At 47.2% G+C, this 19406-nt stretch carries 16 protein-coding genes; 9 read left to right on the forward strand and 7 right to left on the reverse strand.

Annotation, left to right across the window (positions count from 1 at the left end; translation table 11 throughout):
- From spoT to gmk, 3 genes are all read right to left on the reverse strand, one after another.
- Positions 1–2124 carry a bifunctional GTP diphosphokinase/guanosine-3',5'-bis pyrophosphate 3'-pyrophosphohydrolase gene (gene spoT / locus LSG37_RS11490; RefSeq protein ID WP_233080012.1) on the reverse strand — a complete coding sequence of 708 codons (2124 nt, stop codon included), beginning with the start codon at positions 2122–2124 and terminating at the stop codon, positions 1–3.
- A gap of 107 nt (positions 2125–2231) precedes the next feature.
- Complete coding sequence (gene rpoZ / locus LSG37_RS11495) at positions 2232–2507, reverse strand: DNA-directed RNA polymerase subunit omega (RefSeq protein WP_008900729.1); 276 nt, start codon at positions 2505–2507, stop codon at positions 2232–2234.
- Between the two features lie 48 nt (positions 2508–2555).
- Positions 2556–3188 carry a guanylate kinase gene (gmk, locus tag LSG37_RS11500; RefSeq protein ID WP_233080013.1) on the reverse strand — a complete coding sequence of 211 codons (633 nt, stop codon included), beginning with the start codon at positions 3186–3188 and terminating at the stop codon, positions 2556–2558.
- 193 nt (positions 3189–3381) lie between these two features.
- On the opposite strand from gmk, the gene LSG37_RS11505 reads away from it, so the two are divergent.
- Entirely contained in the window at positions 3382–4395 is a 1014-nt protein-coding gene (locus LSG37_RS11505; RefSeq protein WP_233080014.1) for an aldo/keto reductase, read from the forward strand.
- An 88-nt stretch (positions 4396–4483) separates the two neighbouring features.
- Here LSG37_RS11505 and LSG37_RS11510 read toward each other — a convergent pair whose 3' ends face one another.
- From LSG37_RS11510 to LSG37_RS11520, 3 genes are all read right to left on the reverse strand, one after another.
- Positions 4484–4960, reverse strand: a complete 477-nt coding sequence (locus LSG37_RS11510; RefSeq protein WP_233080015.1) for a PaaI family thioesterase — start codon at positions 4958–4960, stop codon at positions 4484–4486.
- Between the two features lie 36 nt (positions 4961–4996).
- Positions 4997–5506 carry a hypothetical protein gene (locus tag LSG37_RS11515; RefSeq protein WP_233080016.1) on the reverse strand — a complete coding sequence of 170 codons (510 nt, stop codon included), beginning with the start codon at positions 5504–5506 and terminating at the stop codon, positions 4997–4999.
- Positions 5507–5568: 62 nt separating this feature from the next.
- Complete coding sequence (locus LSG37_RS11520; protein WP_233080017.1) at positions 5569–6477, reverse strand: LysR family transcriptional regulator; 909 nt, start codon at positions 6475–6477, stop codon at positions 5569–5571.
- 136 nt (positions 6478–6613) lie between these two features.
- Here LSG37_RS11520 and LSG37_RS11525 point away from each other — a divergent pair, with 136 nt between their 5' ends.
- The 6 genes from LSG37_RS11525 to LSG37_RS11550 all read left to right on the forward strand — a co-directional run bounded on the left by LSG37_RS11525 (position 6614) and on the right by LSG37_RS11550 (position 15746).
- Positions 6614–7351 carry an SDR family oxidoreductase gene (locus LSG37_RS11525; RefSeq protein WP_233080018.1) on the forward strand — a complete coding sequence of 246 codons (738 nt, stop codon included), beginning with the start codon at positions 6614–6616 and terminating at the stop codon, positions 7349–7351.
- 25 nt (positions 7352–7376) lie between these two features.
- Entirely contained in the window at positions 7377–7901 is a 525-nt protein-coding gene (locus tag LSG37_RS11530; protein ID WP_233080019.1) for a DoxX family protein, read from the forward strand.
- A 40-nt stretch (positions 7902–7941) separates the two neighbouring features.
- Positions 7942–8421, forward strand: a complete 480-nt coding sequence (locus tag LSG37_RS11535) for a DUF1097 domain-containing protein (RefSeq protein WP_233080020.1) — start codon at positions 7942–7944, stop codon at positions 8419–8421.
- A 244-nt stretch (positions 8422–8665) separates the two neighbouring features.
- Complete coding sequence (locus LSG37_RS11540; RefSeq protein WP_233080021.1) at positions 8666–9775, forward strand: efflux RND transporter periplasmic adaptor subunit; 1110 nt, start codon at positions 8666–8668, stop codon at positions 9773–9775.
- 2 nt (positions 9776–9777) lie between these two features.
- Positions 9778–12843 (forward strand): multidrug efflux RND transporter permease subunit, encoded by a 3066-nt coding sequence (locus tag LSG37_RS11545; RefSeq protein ID WP_233080022.1) that lies wholly within the window; start codon positions 9778–9780, stop codon positions 12841–12843.
- Between the two features lie 440 nt (positions 12844–13283).
- Positions 13284–15746 (forward strand): TonB-dependent receptor, encoded by a 2463-nt coding sequence (locus LSG37_RS11550; RefSeq protein WP_233080023.1) that lies wholly within the window; start codon positions 13284–13286, stop codon positions 15744–15746.
- Between the two features lie 463 nt (positions 15747–16209).
- On the opposite strand, the gene gntR is transcribed toward LSG37_RS11550, so the two are convergent.
- Entirely contained in the window at positions 16210–17211 is a 1002-nt protein-coding gene (gene gntR / locus LSG37_RS11555; protein ID WP_233080024.1) for an HTH-type transcriptional regulator GntR, read from the reverse strand.
- A gap of 124 nt (positions 17212–17335) precedes the next feature.
- Here gntR and LSG37_RS11560 point away from each other — a divergent pair, with 124 nt between their 5' ends.
- Both LSG37_RS11560 and LSG37_RS11565 read left to right on the forward strand, forming a co-directional pair.
- Entirely contained in the window at positions 17336–17920 is a 585-nt protein-coding gene (locus tag LSG37_RS11560; protein WP_233080025.1) for a gluconokinase, read from the forward strand.
- Between the two features lie 86 nt (positions 17921–18006).
- Complete coding sequence (locus LSG37_RS11565; protein WP_233080026.1) at positions 18007–19404, forward strand: MFS transporter; 1398 nt, start codon at positions 18007–18009, stop codon at positions 19402–19404.
- Positions 19405–19406: the final 2 nt, after the last annotated feature.

A 19406-nucleotide genomic window follows, 5' to 3' on the forward strand; every position in this document is an offset into this window, starting at 1 on the left:
TTATTTCCTTCTGTAAACTTTAAGTACTTCAGGCAGAACACGAATTTTGCGCATGACGTTGGCTAAATTAATACGGTCACGCACAGACAAGGTGATTTTAATCACGTATTCGCCTGTGTCTCTGTCGTCGGTCGACAAGTCCTGAATATTGGAATCCTGTGACGCTATCACAGTCGTTAGTTTGGCCAACACACCAGGTTGGTTGACAATAAAGACCCGGATATCACATAAAAACTGTTTATCGCCGGTTTTATCCCATTTCACCGGGAAGTACTTACCCGGCTCTTTTTCCCAGCCACGAATATTACGGCATTCCACACGATGCACGTTCAGGCCTTTGCCTGGTGTCGCGTTGGCGGCAATTTCGTCACCCGGAATAGGGCGGCAACATTTGGCGAAGGTGAGTAACATACCTTCAGAGCCAATAATAAAAGCTTTGGTTTTTTGATTGGCAGGGTTTTCTGCTGGCAAAGCTTCTTCGCCAGAATCAAAACCACCCATTAAACGACGGGCTACAGCTATAGGCAACTGATTGCCTAAACCAATTTCAACCAGCAGCTCATCCAGCGACTTTTGCGTGGTGCTTTGCAGTACCTGCTCTATACGTTCTGGCGGAATAGCCTCAAGTTTTACATCACCCAAAGCTGAGGTCAGTAAACGCCGGCCCAAACCTACAGCTTCACTCAATTGCTGTTTTTTCAGATAGTTACGAATACCTAGAATAGCCCGGCTGGTGACCACATGGTTTAGCCAGTTAGCATTAGGTTTACCACCAGGGCTGGTAATGATTTCTACCGTCTGGCCTGTTTCTAAAGGTTTGTTCAGTGGGTAAGGTTTACGATCGACCCTTGCGCCCACACATCTGTTGCCTATGTCGGTATGCACTGTGTAGGCAAAATCGACTGCATTGGCGCCAATAGGTAATTCAACAATCTGACCTTTGGGGCTGAATACATACAACTCATCCGGATAGAGCTCAGATTTAACGTTTTCAACAAATTCGTAGGTGTTGCCCGAGCTTTGTTGCAGCTCAAGTAAACTTTGCATCCAGCGCTGGGCACGGATTTGTGCCGTGGTATTTTTGTTTTCGCCTGCACCTTTGTACGACCAGTGCGCTGCAATACCTTTATCGGCCATTTCATCCATTTCACGGGTGCGCATCTGAATTTCCACCGGAATACCGTGTGGACCAATCAGGGAGGTATGCAAAGACTGATAACCGTTTTGTTTTGGAATGGCGATATAGTCTTTAAAGCGGCTTTCAATAGGCTTAAACAGGTTATGTACTACACCTAAAACGCGGTAGCAGTTGTCGATGCTGTTAATCAGCACCCGGAAACCGTAAATATCCATCACATCGTTAAACATCAGCTCTTTGCTTTTCATCTTGCGATAGATGCTATACAGATGTTTTTCACGGCCTGCCACTTCAGCTTCAATACCTGCGGCTTTAATACGCTGTTCGATTTCCGACTGAATGCGTTCAATAATTTCTTTGCGGTTACCGCGAGCCTGTTTGACTGCAGTTTCCAAAGCCCGATAACGCATTGGGTATAAAGCGCGGAAGCCCCAGTTTTCCAACTCGTTTTTAATATTATGAATACCCAAACGGTTGGCGATAGGGGCATAGAGTTCTAAAGTTTCACGGGCAATACGACGGCGTTTTTCTGGTTTGAGAGCACCTATGGTGCGCATATTATGAGTGCGGTCGGCCAGTTTAATTAAAATAACGCGGATATCCTGCGTCATCGCCATAAACATTTTTTGCAGGTTAGTAACTTCGAACTCTTTGATATCTTTAAATTTAACTTTATCGAGTTTACTGACACCCTGCACCAGCTCGGCCACAGTTTCACCAAACAGACGGGTTAAATCTTCTTTGCTGACCGGCGTGTCTTCAATGACATCATGCAGTAACGCTGCCATTAAGGTTTCATAATCCATGCGCATTTCGGCGAGGATACTAGCAACTGCAACAGGATGAGTAATATAAGGTTCGCCACTGGAGCGAATTTGTGGCGCGTGCGCGTCGCGGGCTACAACATAAGCCTGTTGTACCAGAACGACCTGCTCAGCTGGCAGGTAAGCACTGATTTGATTTTTCAGGCCTTCAAACAGATACATCCGAAACTCCCCAATACGCACAACGCTTTGGCGTGTTCCTTTGAATATACGTGGATTTCGAGTTATTGCCAACGGCCGGATACCGTTGGCAGAGGGTGCAGCTCAGATTATTCGTCAGAACCGATAATTGCAGCGACGGCAGCCATTTCTGACGCTTCTTGCTGTAACTGTTCACGACGTTCTTGCTGGTCCAGAATACCGTTGGTGATAAAACCTTTTTCGATTTCACGTAAGGCAACCACAGTAGACTTATCGTTTTCCGGGTCAACCATTGGCTCTTTGCCTTCAACAGCTAACTGACGGGCACGACGTGAGGCCACCAGAATTAAATCAAAGCGGTTACCAATTTTATTTACTGCATCTTCAACTGTTACGCGAGCCATCTGCCACTCCGGTTAATCTGGGTCTGAATAAAGACCGCATAGTCTACTCTATTTCGTTTCGTTCGCCAACAGGCCAGAAATTAACTTCTGTTGCCGTATCGCCTGCTTTTGCTGTTTTAAGCGCTGAGTTTGAATAATGCCGGAAAATTGCTGCAGCGCCAGTTCCAAATCGTCATTCACCACCCAATAATCGTATTCATCGGCATGGCTGATTTCATCACGGGCTTTGGCCATACGGCCTGCAATGACTTCTGCACTATCCTGACCCCGTTGATTCAGCCGTTGCTCTAAAGCTTCAACGCTTGGCGGCAGAATAAAAATGCTGGTGACAAAAGGCAGTTGCTGTTTGATTTGGCGGGCACCTTGCCAGTCGATATCTAAAAACACATCTATACCCTGCGCCAGTTTATCAGCCAGGGCGGCTTTGGATGTGCCGTAATAATTGCCAAAAACTTCAGCCCATTCAATAAACTGCTGTTGTGCAATCAGCTGCTTAAAGGCTGGAATATCAGTGAAATGGTATTGCACGCCATTGCTTTCGCCAGGGCGTGGTGAGCGGGTGGTATGAGATACACTCAACTGCATATCGGCATGTTGCTTTAACAGAGCATTGATCAGCGTGGATTTTCCCGCTCCGCTTGGCGCTGAAATAATAAATAAGTTACCTAATAAGTCCTGCATGCCTGCCACCTTCTACAATCAAAAGGCGATTTTAGCCGCATCACTGCTGCGCTGCCAACAGCTGATAGGTTTTTTCACTGTGATCGTGCCCGACGATTATCATCAATAGGTCATAGTTGTGCTGGCATACTGCCTGTATTGAATTTTAATTGTTCAAAGAGATTGAGTCTGTTCGAAGACAAAGGAGCAAAAAATGGCACTAAAAGATATTCTTCCAGGCAAGCTTGGTTTTGGTACAGCGCCGCTGGGTAACATGTTCCGCGATATTCCTGAGCAGGAAGCGCGGGCTACTGTAGATGCAGCCTGGAATGACGGCATCCGTTATTTTGATAACGCACCTTTTTATGGCGCAGGTCTGGCAGAACTTCGTATGGGCGATGCGCTGGCAGACAAGCCGCGGCAGGACTATGTGATTAGCACCAAAGTGGGCCGGCTGGTGCTGGATGAAGTTGAAGATATCAGCGCCCGTGATTTAGGTGAAAAAGGCGAAGTCTTTAAATATGGCCGGCCCAATAAAATCGTTAACGACTATTCAGCAGATGCCACAATGCGCTCTATTGAAGACAGTCTGAAAAGGCTGAAAACCGATCATATTGAAATTGTCTGGGTGCATGATGTAGCACAGGATTTTTTTGGTGATGAGTGGCTTGGCATGTTTGAAAGTGCGCGCAAAGGCGCCTTTAAAACGCTGGATAAACTGCGTGATGAAGGGGTGATTAAAGCCTGGGGTTTAGGCGTTAATAAAGTCGAGCCTATAGAGCTGCTGATGGATTTGGAAGAACCTCGTCCTGATGGTTTTTTACTGGCTGGACGTTACACCTTGCTGGACCATGAAAGGGCCTTACAGCGGGTGATGCCAAAAGTCACAGAACGTGGTTTGGGTATAGTAGTAGGTGGTCCTTACAGCTCTGGCGCTTTAGTCGGCGGCCCGAACTTTGAATACGCACCGGCTTCGAAGGCTATCTTAAACAAAGTGGCGAAGATCAAAGTATTGGCAGACAGATACGGCATCAGTATGAAAGCTGCTGGTTTACAATTTGCTTTGGCTAACCCAGCTGTTGCAGCTGTGATCCCTGGCGCCAGTAAACCAGGTCGTATTGTTGAAGACAGCTCAGCGTTAAAAGAGATGGTGCCAGCTGACTTTTGGCGTGAACTGCGTCACGCAGGCTTGGTGCATCCAGACGCGCCACTGCCGATCAAAGACTAATTCAGGCTTGATGAGCGTCGCTTTTTAAAAGTTAAAAATCCACAGACAAACTGTGGATTTTTACTTTATGCGCTAGAGCGAAGATCTATCAGCGGCTTTTGGCTTTCACCGACAGAGTTAAAGTGAATTTCGCCATTAGCTCGTCGCCATGCAACGAAGGGCAGGTGACATCAATAGTGACTGACTGATTGATACGCTCTCCTGTATCCAGCGATTGTTGGATCATCTGGTCTATTAAAGCGCCGTCGTTGCTGATGAAATGCACTGCAGCTTCAGGGCGTTTTAAAAACTCGCCCTGCACGTCTTTAAAGGCAAAATGGATATTCAGCTTTTTCTGCCGTGCTTTGTAAAAGACTAAAAAAGCACCGGCTAAATCTGCACCTATGGCCAGAGCACCAAAATAAATGCTGCCCAGATGGTTTTTGGTATGGCGATGATGCGGCATCCGGATCACAGTGCGTGCGTCTGTTAATTCCAGAATTTTTGGCTTACAAAAACCAATCAGCGGAATATAACGAAATCCAAACCACCAGAGTTGTAAGTTGGCTTTAGTTAAGGCGTTCATAAAAAGAGGCTCCAGAATTCAACTGGTCGGAGCTTATCATTCTGGTTGCGATAGTGCGAATTTTTGCTGCCATTGTCGCTCAAAATTCGCTTTGGCTTGCTGGCGCTGCTCCACACACCAGACCATTTGCCTGCTGTCCCGTACACCAAAACATTGTTTGGGTTCGGTGTAATACTGCAGCCATGCCTGTAGTTTTTTGCCCTGATAAGGCGCTTTTACTGAAACTGAGCTGACATAAAGCTGTGGGCCTTTGGCTATATCGACCAATGGATCTGGGGCATTTTTAGTTTTGGCGGTCTTTTTGATTTTTGGTTTTTGCGGATCAGTAGCTAAGACGGGCTTCTGGCAAAACTGATCCAGCTGTTTCTCGAGCAGGCGTTGATCCAGGCTTAATTGCTCTGCTTCTTTGAGGCTGTAACCTGAACTGATCTTTTGTTCCAGTTGCTGCAGTTTTTTTGCTGCTTTCACGCAATCAGCTTCCGGCCATTGGCTTTGAGCCAACAGTGTAAAACTGCAAAAAAACAACAGACACAAAAGCGGTTTCATCCTGAACTCCGCCTGTTAATAAATGGTTAAATAACTATAGGCGGTTTTGTCTGCTTTGCTGCTTATTTTTCGGTGGAAAATTTCTGTTTATATAAAGCGCTCACCCATTCAACAAATACCTTTACCCGTGGCGACAATTGGTTATGTTGCGGATAGAGCACATGCACAGGCAAAGCCGGGCTTTGCAGATGACTTAGAATTTGCACTAAATCGCCAGACTCCAGATAGCGTTTGATCCGAAACTTGGGCACCTGAATAATGCCACAGCCCGCTAAAGCAGCGGCAGTGTAAGATTCGGCGTCATTGACAGACAACCAGCCTTTAGCCGGAAAATCCTGCTCTACACCTGCTATCAAAAAGCTAAAGGGGTAGCTGACATTGTGATCACTGGAGAAAAAGCCTACCGCCTGATGTTGACTCAGTTGTTCCGGTTGCATAGGCACACCATGCTGTTGCAGATAAGCCGGGCTGGCACAGACTACCTGTGGCAAAGCAGCCAGCTTTTTACCCACTAAAGTGGAGTCTTTGGGCACACCTATCCGCACCACCAGATCAATACTTTCGCGTACCAAATCTACCAGTCTGTCACCTGTGCTGATGGCGATATCCAGCTGTGGATACAGTGCTCTGAATTGTGGCAGAGCCGGAATAATAATTTGCGCTGCATGCACCCCATGCAAACCCAAACGTAATAAGCCAGCCGGGTTGGCTGCAACAGTATTCAGGCTGGCTTCGGCGTCGTCTAATTCGGATAAAATACGAATACAGCGCTGATAAAACGCCTGACCGTCCAAAGTGGGTTTAACCTGACGGGTGGTGCGTTCCAATAGGCGACTGTTCAGGCGCTGCTCCAATTGCTGCATGGCATAAGTTGCAGTAGCACGTGGGATTTGTAATACACCGGCGGCCTGAGTAAAACTGCCTAATTCGACGATTTTACAATACAGCTTTAAGCTATCGAACTTGTCCATTCTCTGCCCTTTTGGGGTTATTGTTCGCTCTGGTTGAATTATGTTATCAATTTTCGTGTATTTATCCAGTTATCCTGCAAATCTAAAGTAACTCCCATTCAGGCACCGCAGGGGTGACTCAATCGGGAGAACAGCTATGAAGACTTCAATCAAAACCGCAGTAGTAACAGGTGCTTCCAGAGGCATAGGTAAAGCCATTGCCTTGCGTTTAGCAGAGGATGGGTTTGCTGTAGTTGTGAATTATGCCGCAGGACAGGAAAAAGCCGAGCAGGTGGTGGCACAAATTCAGCAAGCCGGAGGCCACGCCATTGCTGTGCAAGCTGATGTAGCAGATGCCGCAGCGGTAGAGCAGTTATTTACTACCGCAAAATCACATTTTGGCCGGGTGGATGTAGTGGTCAATAGCGCTGGAATTATGACCAATGTGCCTATCGCAGAGTGCAGCACAGACCAATTTGAACAGCTGGTTCGCACCAACTTAACAGGTGCCTTTTGTGTGCTGGGCAGCGCCGCACGCCATATCAGCCAAGGCGGTCGTATTATTGCGTTGTCTACCAGCGTGATAGCAAAAGCCTTGCCAAGTTACGGTCCTTATAGCGCCACCAAAGCTGCAGTCGAAGCTTTGGTTCATGTGCTGGCTAACGAGTTACGTGGTTTGAACATTACGGTGAATGCTGTGGCGCCTGGCCCTGTGGCTACAGAACTGTTTTTCAATGGCAAGTCGGACGAATTAATCCAACAGATGGCCAAACTGGCTCCGCTGGAACGCTTGGGCACGCCTGAAGATATTTCAGCTGTGGTGTCTGTGTTAGCTGGCCCAGATGGGGGTTGGATTAATTCGCAGGTGATCCGTGTGAATGGCGGCATGGTGTAAAGCAACAGCTTCAGGAGCAAAACGAATGACTCTATTCAAAACCAACTCAGCGGTCTTTGTTGACGACAAGGTTGACGATAAGGCCGGCGTTCAGGAAGGTTTGATTTTTCCTTTTTTGGGTGTCTTTTACAGCAAACTTGAACCTGTTTTTTATGCGTTATTGCGCTTTGTTTTCGGCATTGTGATCTTCACTCACGGTCTGCCCAAGGCATTGGGGATCTCCCATGGCTCCATGGCCGACCCTATGGCTGGCTCCACCCATTTGATCCAAAATGTAATGGGATTACCTTTTGCTCCACAGTTAGCCTTTCTGGTTATGCTGCTCGAAACCCTCGGCGCATTGATGCTCACTATTGGCCTCTGGTCACGTCTTGTTGCTTTGGCCATCACTATTCAAATGATCGGAATTTGTTATGCGCTAGGCCCTACCTGGCCCTGGATTGACCGGGGCATTGAATATCCGGCGCTGATGGCTTTCCTGGCTTTGTATATCGCAGTGCGTGGCAGTGGCAGTTTTTCTGTAGACCAAAAACTCAGGGTTTCAATTTGATCCCTGCACTATTCAGTTATTAACAAGTAGGAGGTGAAGTATGACGAGTTTAAATCAGAAATTAACGGCTTTAGTGCGGGAGGCCTGTATAGCCACTGCAGCAGCCACTTTGTGTGCGCTGGTATTGCAAGTACCTGTCTGGGCTATGTTTATCGGCTGGATTGCATTTTTTACCCGTGGCATGACAGCAAAAGATGGTGTGATTAACTTGCTAACGGTCTGGATAGGAATAGCCATTGGTATAGCTGCAGGTCAACTGACCAGTGTTTTAACTCCGCTGTCAGGAGAGGCGACTTTAAGCCTGGTGGTTTTTGTGGTGGCGCTTGTGGTGTTGTCTTTGCGTTATATGCCAGTCGTTAATAATTTATTGGGGTTGTTTTTAGGCTTGGTTAGCTTTTTTGCATCGCACCAGCCGCCAAACTTCGAGACCTTTTTCACTTTAGCTTTGGCTGCAACTGTTGGAATAGTGGCTGCGACCAGCTTGAGACTGATGCAACTAAAAACAGCAGTGACACATTAAATGAAAAGAAAATAGCTCAGCTGAAGTGAAAATACAGATCGGAGAATGGATCCTCTGGTCTGTTTTTTTTTGCCGCTGAACGCATTCCCTGATCCTTTGCAGAACCTAAATCGTTTAGCTTGTCGGATATAGTACAAAATACTGAATAAATTAAAGAAATAGCCTGCTACTTCCGAATAGCACTGGCTATGCTAAGTTGGCTGCACAGGCTGTTTATTGTCACTGAATCAAACGGAGTTTTTGCATGAAATTGGTAAAGCTAGTTATGCTGTCCGGCCTATGGCTGAGCTGTACTGCTGCGGCGCAACAAAGCCCGGCTGTACCTGTCAAAACAGCTGTGGTGCAACAGCAGGCTGTGCCGGTTTGGATCCGAGCCATAGGTCAGGTGAAAGCCCAACAAAGTGTTGAAATACGTCCGCAGGTCGATGGTGTATTGCAGCGCATTCTGGTGGAAGAGGGCCAGTTGGTGAAGGCTGGAGATCTACTGGCTGTGATTGACGATCGCAGCATTAAAGCAGCGCTTGAACAAGCTAAAGCTCAGCTTTCTGTGGTTCAGGCGCAGCTAGATGTGGCACGACTGGATTTAAAACGTTATCAGAATTTGCGCAAAGATCAGGCGGTATCGGCACAAATGGCCGATCAACAGCAGGCCACAGTGCAACAGTTAGAAGCAGAACTGCGTAGTGTGCAGGCTACTATCAATGCCCAGCAAGTCGAGTTGTCTTTTACTCAAATTCTGTCGCCTATTGCAGGTCAGGTCGGTATTCGTAATGTGGATGCTGGTAACTATGTGCGAACCAGTGATGCAACCAGTTTGTTTTCTGTGGTCCAGTTGGACCCTATCAGTATTGAAATTGCGTTACCTCAGTCGCGTTTAGCCGAGTTACAGCTCTTGATGCAACAAATCAGACAAAAACAAACTGTGCCAGTGCTGGCTTATTTAAAAGAAGGGGCGGATCCCTTAGCTCAGGGCCAACTGACGGTAGTGGACAACAGGGTGGCTTCTGCCAGTGGTACTATCAGAGTGAAAGCTGATTTTGCTAATCCGGATTCGGCCTTATGGCCAAGCCAGTCTGTGGTGATAGCACTGCAAAGTAAGGTATTAGAAAACGCCTTAACTATCCCGGCTAAAGCCTTACAGCAAGGACCTGAAGGCACTTTTGTCTGGATTGATGAGCAAGGCAAAGCAGCTACTGCTGCTGTTGAAGTGGTATTACAGGATAAAAATCAAGTGGTGGTGACTGGAGTTGCTGCAGGTCAGCAGGTGGTCGTGGATGGACAGAGCCGATTACGCAGAGGGTCGGAGCTGAAAGTTCTGATTGATGCAGCTCAAACAGCAGCTACGGAGCACTAAGCATGAAAAGCCGCAGTCTGTATGCCTGGTGTATGGATCACCCTATAGGCACAGTGTTACTGACATTCGCTTTAGTGTTGTTAGGTATATTGGCCTTTCCACGGTTATCTATAGCGCCTTTACCTGAAGCTGATTTTCCTACTATTCAGGTGGATGCCCGCTTGCCCGGCGCTAGCGCTGAAACCATGGCATCCTCAGTCGCAACGCCTTTGGAAGTGGCGTTAAGTTCAGTGCCTGGTATTACTGAAATGACATCCAGTAGCGCTTTAGGCTCAGTCAATATCACTTTGCAGTTTGTACTGGAAAAAAACATTGATACTGCAGCTCAGGAAGTGCAAGCCGCACTGAATCAGGCCGCTGGGCGTTTGCCTGATATGCCTAACTTACCGACCTGGCGTAAGGTGAACCCAGCCGATAGTCCTATTTTAATTATTGGTGTGACCTCAGAAACCTTATCCCGCACTGAAATCAGTGATTTGGCTGAAACCGTGTTGGCGCGCCAGATGACTCAGATTAATGGCGTAGGTGAAGTTTTTATTGGCGGTCAGCAAAAACCTGCTATTCGTATTCAGGCTAGGCCAGAAGTTTTAGCTGCTGCGGGTTTAACCCTGGCAGATATCCGCACCGCAGTGCAAAGAGCCAGCGTGAATTTACCTAAAGGCGCTTTGTTTGGTGACAACAGAGTGTCCACTCTGGCGGTCAATGATCAAATTTTTTCTGCCGACGAATACGCCGATCTGATCATCAGTTATACCGATGGTTCTCCTGTGTATTTGCGTGATGTGGCCACAGTGAAACTGGGTGCTGAAAACGATTTTGTGCAGATTTGGCCTAATGGCGAATCAGGTGTGGCGCTCATTATCCGTCGTCAGCCTGGCGCTAATATAGTAGCAACAGCGGATCGCATCAGAGCCGCTTTACCCCAGCTGACCAGCGCTTTGCCTGCCGATGTAAAAGTCGAAGTCTTTAACGACAGAACCCGGACTATTCGCTCTTCTTTGCATGAAGTAGAGCTGACACTGGCGATAGCCGTGGTGCTGGTGATTGCAGTGATGGCGGCGTTTTTACGGCAATGGTCGGCCACCCTGATTGTCTCTGCTGTGCTTGGGGTATCCTTGATTGGCACCTGTGCATTTATGTATCTGGTTGGCTTTAGTCTGAATAACCTAACGCTGGTGGCTATTGTCATAGCCGTTGGTTTTATTGTTGATGATGCCATAGTAGTGATTGAAAACATTCACCGGCACTTAGAGGCGGGCGAAACCAAAAGAGTAGCGGCGCTTAAAGGGGCAGAAGAAATTGGTTTCACTGTGGTGTCGATCAGCGTGTCTTTGGTGGCAGCTTTTATTCCGCTGCTGTTTATGGGCGGCATTATCGGCAAGTTGTTTCTGGAGTTTTCTTTAACAGCGGCAGCGGCCATTCTGATTTCGGTGGTGGTATGTTTAACCTTGGCACCGACTTTAGCTTCGCTTTTTATGGACAAAGCGCCAGCGCATGACCCGAATAACCCCGGCTTTTTTGACCGCTTAGTAAAACGTTATGACACAGTGCTGACCTGGGCTTTGGACCATCAGAAAATTATGCTTGGGGTGTTTTTTCTGACAGTGGCAGGCAGTGTCGCCAGTTTTATGGCCATTCCTAAAGGCTTTTTTCCGCTGCAGGACACAGGTTTTGTTATAGGTGTGACTCAGGCTGCCTCAGATATTCCTTACGAAGATATGATTGCTAAACATAAGCAGCTGGAGCAGATCTTAAAAAATGATCCGGATATCACAGGCTTTAACCATGCAGTAGGCGGCAATAACTCAACTGGCTCAGGCCGGGTCTGGGTGGTATTAAGCGATCCAGATGATCGGGATGCCAGCGCCAGTGAAATTATTGACCGCTTACGACCACAGTTTGCGCAAATTCCTGGTTTTCAGGTGTTTTTACGGGCCGCTCAGGATATTAATCTGGGGGCAGGGCCTGGTCGTGCCCAGTACAGTTATGTACTCAAAGCCTTAAGCAGTGAAGAGTTGGCTACCTGGACTCAGGCGTTAACGGCTAAATTACGGCAAAACCCGATATTTACTGACTTATCCAACGACTTGCAGTGGGACGCTAATATTATCAAGCTGGAACTAGACCGACAGGAAGCAGCGCGTTTAGGTTTTGCTGCTGCTGATTTGGATCAGGCCTTGTACGACGCCTTTGGTCAGCGTCAGATCAACGAATATCAAACCGAAACTAACCAATATAACGTGATATTGGAGCTGGACCCGGCACAACGTGGCACAGCAGAAAGCCTTAATTATTTCCACTTACGTTCTCCCACTACCGGAGAAATGGTGCCTTTATTGGCTTTTGCTAAAGTATTGCCAGCCACCAGTGGCCCTGTGGTGATTGCACACAATGGCATGCAACCAGCAGCTACTTTATCCTTTAACCTGGCTGCAGGTATTTCATTGGGTGAGGCTGTTGAAGTTCTGGAACAAGCTCGTACCGAATTACAAATGCCTGGCTCGGTGTCTGGTTCTTTCCAGGGCGCAGCTCAGGCTTTTCAGGATTCTTTGGCCACTCAGCCCTTGCTGATTTTCACGGCTTTATTAGCTGTGTATATCATTTTGGGCGTGTTGTACGAGAGTTTTGTTCACCCTCTCACTATTTTGTCCACTCTGCCATCTGCTGCTATAGGAGCCATTTTGTTGCTCTGGATCTGGCAGCTGGATTTCTCCATCATGGCGCTGATCGGCATTATCTTGTTGATAGGTATAGTGAAGAAAAACGGCATTCTGATGGTCGACTTTGCGTTGCAAGCCCAGCGTGAGCAAGGTTTGTCGGCGAAAGAGGCGATTCATCAGGCCTGCTTAGTCAGGTTCCGCCCTATTATGATGACCACCTTAGCAGCTATTTTAGGTGCAGTGCCTTTAATGATGGGCTTTGGTACTGGTGCTGAACTGCGCGTGCCTTTAGGTGTGGCTGTAGTGGGCGGCTTGGCTTTTAGTCAGGTACTGACTTTATTAACCACACCAGTGGTATTCCTCGCCTTGGATAAAGCCTTTCTGCAGAAAAAGCAAATAGCCAAATAAATACTTCGGTCAGAGTGAAATGAAGCAATCAGCCTTCACTTTACTCTGACCGAAATTCTTTCCCGCACAAAATTGATAGCGCTATCATTTCTATTTTTCTGCTTTGTTGTACTTTGTTCTGATGAAAATAAATACAAAACCTGCCTGTTAATTCAACTACGACCTTAGTCGTATTCTGTCGTAAAAGATCTGGCTCCCAGCTTGTTTTCACAAAAAAGATCTAAATAATGGTTGCGCAATCATTCTTCTGAGGCTAATTTATCGCCCTAGCTTAGGCTTGGTATTACCAGTAAGCGAACGAGATCAATCCAAACAGCAATCAAATCAGGATATGCCCCGGATTTTTAATCGTTTGAACAGGTACCACATAAAAAAAATCAACAGGTGTTAGCGCTGTCATGCTGACAAAAAGAATAAACAGACAGGATAGGGGAATCAAAGTGAAAGTCTTAAAATTAAAACCGTCGTACTTACTCACTACCTTGGCGCTGTGCAGCGCTTTTGGTGTGGCAGCACAAGTTGCAGAAACCACAAATACCGGTGAAGGCAAAGATGATGAAGGCCGTGCTATTGAAGTAATTCAGATCAGCGCGACTAAAAGGGTAACCACCTTACGTGAAACTCCGCTTGCAGTTACAGCCTTTGACCAGAAGACTCTGGACAAAAACCATGTGGCCCAGCTGGATGATTTACAGGGCATAGTGCCTAGTTTACAAATTGCTCAAAACGGCACCCAAAATACCCCTATGGTGTATGTGCGTGGTATTGGCTCTTCTGACCAAACTGAAAGTGGCGACCCTGCTGTCGCTTTCCACATTGACGGTGTGTATTCAGCCCGCTCTCAGGGCGCTTCTGCGCTGATGTTTGATTTAGAAGGTGCTGAAATTTTACGTGGCCCACAAGGCACCTTATTTGGCCGTAACGCCACTGGTGGTGTAGTGAACTTACACACCGCCAAAGCCCGTCTGGATGGTTTTGATGCCAACGCTGAAATCACTTTAGGCAACTACGACCGCCGTGCTATGCGTGGTATGGTCAATATTCCGGTCAGCGATACCTTAGCTGTGCGTGTTGCCGCTGCAGTGGATCAATCAGAAGGTGTAGTGGATTTCCTGCCGGGCTCAGCCATGGGTGAAAAATACGGTTCAACTGATCTGGCCGCTTCTCGTTTCAGTGCTTTTTATCAGCCATCAGACAAGTTTGATTTAACCTTATCTTATGAAAACTTCACTGATAATGGCACGGGCAATATCCCGACTATTACCGGTGGTTCAGATCGTAGCTCTTACGTGCAGGAACCTGGTTTTAACCATGCGACCAGCGACAGTTTCCGCACCAGAGCCAATTACAATTTCGATTCAGGCCTGCAACTTTCGTACATAGGGGGTTATACAGATACGTCTCGTGAATCTGTATGGGACAGAACCTGGAGTCTGACCAAGTACGAATGGGGCGGTTGTGTGGAATGTGATCACCAAGCCACTCAGCATGAATTGCAGTTAAAAAATGATGACTCAGAGCGTTTTCAGTGGATGGTGGGTTATTTCTACTTCAAAGAAAACAACAACACTATTTTTGACATAGTGCACCCAGACGTGGATTACGAAGGTGGTAATACTCCTAACCCAAATCTGTGGTCTACCTACCGTCAGCCTGATCGTGGTTTGGAGTCGAACAGTATTTATGCTCAGTCTACCTATAAACTGACAGACGATTGGCGTATCAGTGCCGGTTTACGTTACACCGAAGATAAACGCTGGGACAAAGGTGGTCGTAACATCATGTGTCCTGACGAAAAACGTACAGAAGTTAGGGATCCAAATCAGGATTACATAGGTGCATTAGACCCGGATGGTTTGCTGAATGGTCTGGCTCCGAATAAGTTCCTGGTGCAACCTGGTCAGTGTTGGGTCGATACCTACAACGACACTAGTCCAGAGTGGAGCAAAACCACAGGTATGGCTCGTCTGGAATGGGATATGACGGACAATGTGATGTTCTACAGCTCCTACGCCACTGGCTTTAAATCCGGCACTATTCAGGATGGTGGCACCTATAAAGGCACTGGTCCTTTCACGCAGGCTGATCTGGACGCTATTATCGCTGGTAACAACAATGAAGCCGCAGGCACTGCTGCTTATGTAGCACCGGAAGAAAACACCAGTATCGAACTGGGTATGAAAGGTTTATTCCTGGACGGTACTTTGCAGTTATTTGCAGCGCTGTTCACCACTGAATACACCGATTTACAAGTCACCAGCAACGTAGTCACCAACACTGGTGCTGACTTGTTGCGTAAAACCAACGCAGGTAAAGCCACCATCAATGGTCTGGAATTGGAAGGCCGCTGGTTAGTGACTGAAAACGGCGAGTTAAGTGGCTCTGTGTCTATTCTGGATGCAACCTACGATGAATTCCTGACGACAGACTCAAAATACGGCAGCGATGGTTTAGTTTTTAACCCATCTGCAGGTAACCCTGCATTGCCTAACTTGCTGGATTTCAGTGGTAATCATTTAGTGATGGCACCGGAATTTTCTGTTTCTGTGAACTACGAACATTTTGTTGGTCTGGAAAGCGGCGCTACGTTAAAACCAAGAGTTCGTGTCGGTTACACCAGCGAAGTATGGTTTGACCCGGCCAACCGTGGTGACAGACCTGATGGCTTCAGAAATCTGCCTTATGCTGCTGATATTGACCGTCAGGATGCCTATGCCAAAGTGGATTTAAGCCTGGCCTATGAACCTTCAGAGGGCAGCTGGTCAGCCGAAGCTTTTGTGAATAACGTCACTGACCGCGATATTAAGAGCGATCAAGGCCGAACTCACGGTGACGCAGTACCTAACTTTATGTGGCAATCACCACGTACCTTCGGTGTGCGTTTTAACGTCGCTTTTGAATAATTGATGCTGTAGCGGCGGCCTTTATGGTCGCCCGTCTCTGTCCTGAATTGATCATGAGCTTTGTTGATAGCATCAACAAAGCTGCAGCTTCAGGAACGAAAGTAAATCATGTTTTACCCTTGTCTCCTGGACTGTGCGAGTCCGGGTTCTCCCGGTTATTGGGGTATCAGTACCAGCTTCGGCTGGTACTTTTTTATTCGCCGCCATCCATGGCGCTCACCCTAAAGGGCCATTGTCGCTGCGCTCCAATGTTCACAAAACGGCAGGATAGCCGTTTTGCACAGCTTTAGCTGCCGAAGGCGAACATCATGGACGATGTGAGTGAAAAACATTCCAGATGTTTTTGTATTCGCCGCCATCCATGGCGCTCACCCTGTCGGGCCAACGCTTCGCATTGTTCAAAAACATTCCAGATGTTTTTGTTATGTTTGAGGAAACAAATATCTAGGTTGACCTTGAGGATTTAAGTCGAAGCTCGTTCCACTATGCGATAACCCACGTCTATAGGTGGTTTATGGGTTTTGTCTTCGCCTGACGCTGTCATCAGTAATTCAACTGCTTGTTGGCCCATCTCAAAGCGGGGGGAGGCGACGCTGGTTATGGCGGGTTCGACCAAAGCTGAAGCTTCTAAATCGTTAAAACCACAAATGGCGATATCAGCTGGTACTTTCAGGTTCATCCGTTTGGTTTCAAACAAAGCACCCAAGGCTAAATCGTCGTTACAGCAGAACACTGCATCACACTGGCCCTGAGATTCTGCCATCACGGCTTGCAACAATTGACCACCTAAGCGGATTGACGAAGACTGAGTGGTGGTAACGACATAACTTTGGCAAGGCTGCTTAAAGTCCGCTATAGCCTTTTTAAAACCCGCTAAACGCTGCTGAGTACGGGTGTCCATACGGGCGCCCAAAAAGCCCAGTTTGCGATAACCTTTTTGCAGCAAATGGTTGGTGATATCCACCCCGGCATTAAAGTGCGAAAAGCCAATATTCATATCAATAGGGCAGTCGCTTAACTCCATCAACTGCACTATAGGAATACCGGATTGCTGCAGCAATTTACGGGCGTAATCGGTTTGATCTGTGCCTGTTAAAATAAAACCTTCAGGCGACTGGCTGAGTAAAGTGGCGATCAGTTTTTCTTCTTCCAGTGGCGAATAATGGCAATCCCCTAATACCACCTGCAAATGATGTTGTTTCACAGCGCTGTATATACCCTGCAGCACATCATTAAAAACTATGTTAGATAATGATGGAATGATAACCGCAATCACACCTGAGCGACGCGAAGCCAAAGCACTGGCAGCATGGTTACGGATATAACCAATTTCATGCACAGCCTGTTCAACTTTTGTCCGCAGTTTTTCTGAGACTTTATCGGGATTGCTTAGCACGCGCGACACTGTGATGGCACTGACACCAGCTACTTTTGCCACATCTTTCAGGTTAGGTTTTTTATTCATCGCGCCATTCTCATTATTTTTAAAAAACAATAACTGAAAGCTTAGTTTGAGTCAAAATGGTTGCGCTATCATTTTATCTGAATTAAGCTGAGGCCACATTTTATGGAAGGTGTGATCGTATCTGATGCAACAGGATCCAACAGGGCAGCAGGCAAGCAATTCAGGCAATGAAGAGAAGGTTAGCCATGCTCCTCATTTAAAAAGCTGCCAAAGTCTGATCATTATGGGCGTGGCCGGCAGCGGCAAATCTACGCTGGCTTTGCGCCTCGCAGAGCAACTGGGTTGGCACTATCTCGAAGGGGATGATTTTCATAGCCATGAGGCCAAGCAAATGATGGCATCAGGCACGCCTATAAGCAGTGATATGCGTGACCAGTGGGTTGGCCGTTTATGCGCAGCTTTGCAAGACTGCGCCGCAAAACAACAGGCTGTGGTATTGAGTTATTCAGGTTTAATCCGCAAGCACCGTGAGCGTATTCGCCAGGCGGCGCTCCGGCCACAGTTTATTTATTTACAAGGCAGTGCTGAATTACTGGCTGAGCGGCTGGCACAACGACAAAATCATTTTATGCCGGTGTCTATGCTGCAAAGCCAGCTGGCGACTATGGAATCGGTAGAACAAGAGCCTGATGTGCTGTGCCTGGATATCAGCCAGAGCGTCAACGAACTGATGCTACAGGTCGTATTAAAAACAGAACAACGATTATAACAAGCGGTCACGACTGGCCATTAGTGGCTGGCGCATGATCAATAAATCTGCGAATCAAAACAACAGAACAACGACAGGGTGACAAAGTGACAACAGAAACTGCGGTACCTCAAGACAGGCTAAAGCTGCGCGAAAAAGTCGGTTATGGCCTGGGCGATATGGGTTTTAACTTCTATTGGGCCAATATCTCTGCCTTTTTATTAATTTTCTATACCGATGTGTTTGGTATTTCAGCGGCTGCCGCCGGCACCATGATGCTGATCACTAAAATCATCGATGCTTTTACCGACCCTATGATGGGCGCTATAGCAGACAGAACCAAAAGCCGTTTTGGTAAGTTCCGGCCTTATTTATTGTGGTTAGCTTTGCCTTTAGCTGGTGCTGGTGTGTTGACCTACAGCACACCAGACTTAGGCCCTGGCGGCAAACTGGTATGGGCGTATTGCACGTACAGCCTGCTGATGCTGACTTACACCGCAATTAACATTCCTTATTCAGCCTTGTCTGGTGTGATGACCCGTAACAGCCAAGAGCGTACGACTTTAGTTAGCTTCCGTTTTATTGGCGGTTTTACCGGCGGTATTCTGGTGACTTACCTAACCCCTAAACTGGTGGTGTTATTAGGTCAGGGTGATGAAATCTTAGGCTGGCAGCTGACCATGGGCGTCTTTGGTATAGCTGCGGCTTTGCTCTTTATGTTCACTTTTGCCAGCACCAAAGAACGTATTCAGCCGGTCAGCGAAAACAACAGCGCTGTGATGCAGGATTTACTCGATTTAAAAAACAACAAACCCTGGCTGGTGCTGTTTAGCCTGGCGCTGATCATTATGATCACTATCACTATGCGCGCCAGCAGCGGCGTGTATTACTTTAAATACTATGTGGAGCGGCCTGAGCTGGTCGGCGAGTTTTTATCCTCTTATATGTTTGCTTTGGCTTTAGGTGCGGCATCTACGCCTTTAATGACTAAGTTTATGGATAAAAAGCCGCTGATGATGCTGCTGATGAGCCTGGCCGGTGTGTTTTCTATCAGCCTGTTTTTTGTCCCAGCCGACGAGGTGGGTTTAATTTTTGCCATCAACCTGGCTATAGGTTTTGTGTTAGGGCCTAAGTCGCCACTGGCGTTTTCTATGTATGCCGACACTGCAGATTACAACGAATGGCGCACTGGCCGTCGTGCTACAGCTATGACCTTTTCAGCAGCTACCTTTTCGCAAAAACTCGGCGGTGCTATTGCCTCTGCTGTGATTGGCTGGTTATTGGCGCTGATAGGTTATGTCGCCAACACTGAACAAAGTGCGGGCTCACAGATGGGTATTTTGTTAATGGTGTCGGTGATCCCTGGCTTAGTGGCCTTTTTGGCTGCCTTTGTGATGCGCTTTTACCATTTAGATGAAAAACAATTGCTGACCATTCAGCAGGAACTGGATCAGCGTAAATCAACACCCTTTGTAAAAAATGAAGTAGTCGGAGTGTCGGAGTAACT

The sequence above is a fragment of the Rheinheimera soli genome, from assembly GCF_021290985.1.
In the GTDB taxonomy this organism is placed as follows: Bacteria; Pseudomonadota; Gammaproteobacteria; order Enterobacterales; family Alteromonadaceae; genus Pararheinheimera; species Pararheinheimera soli.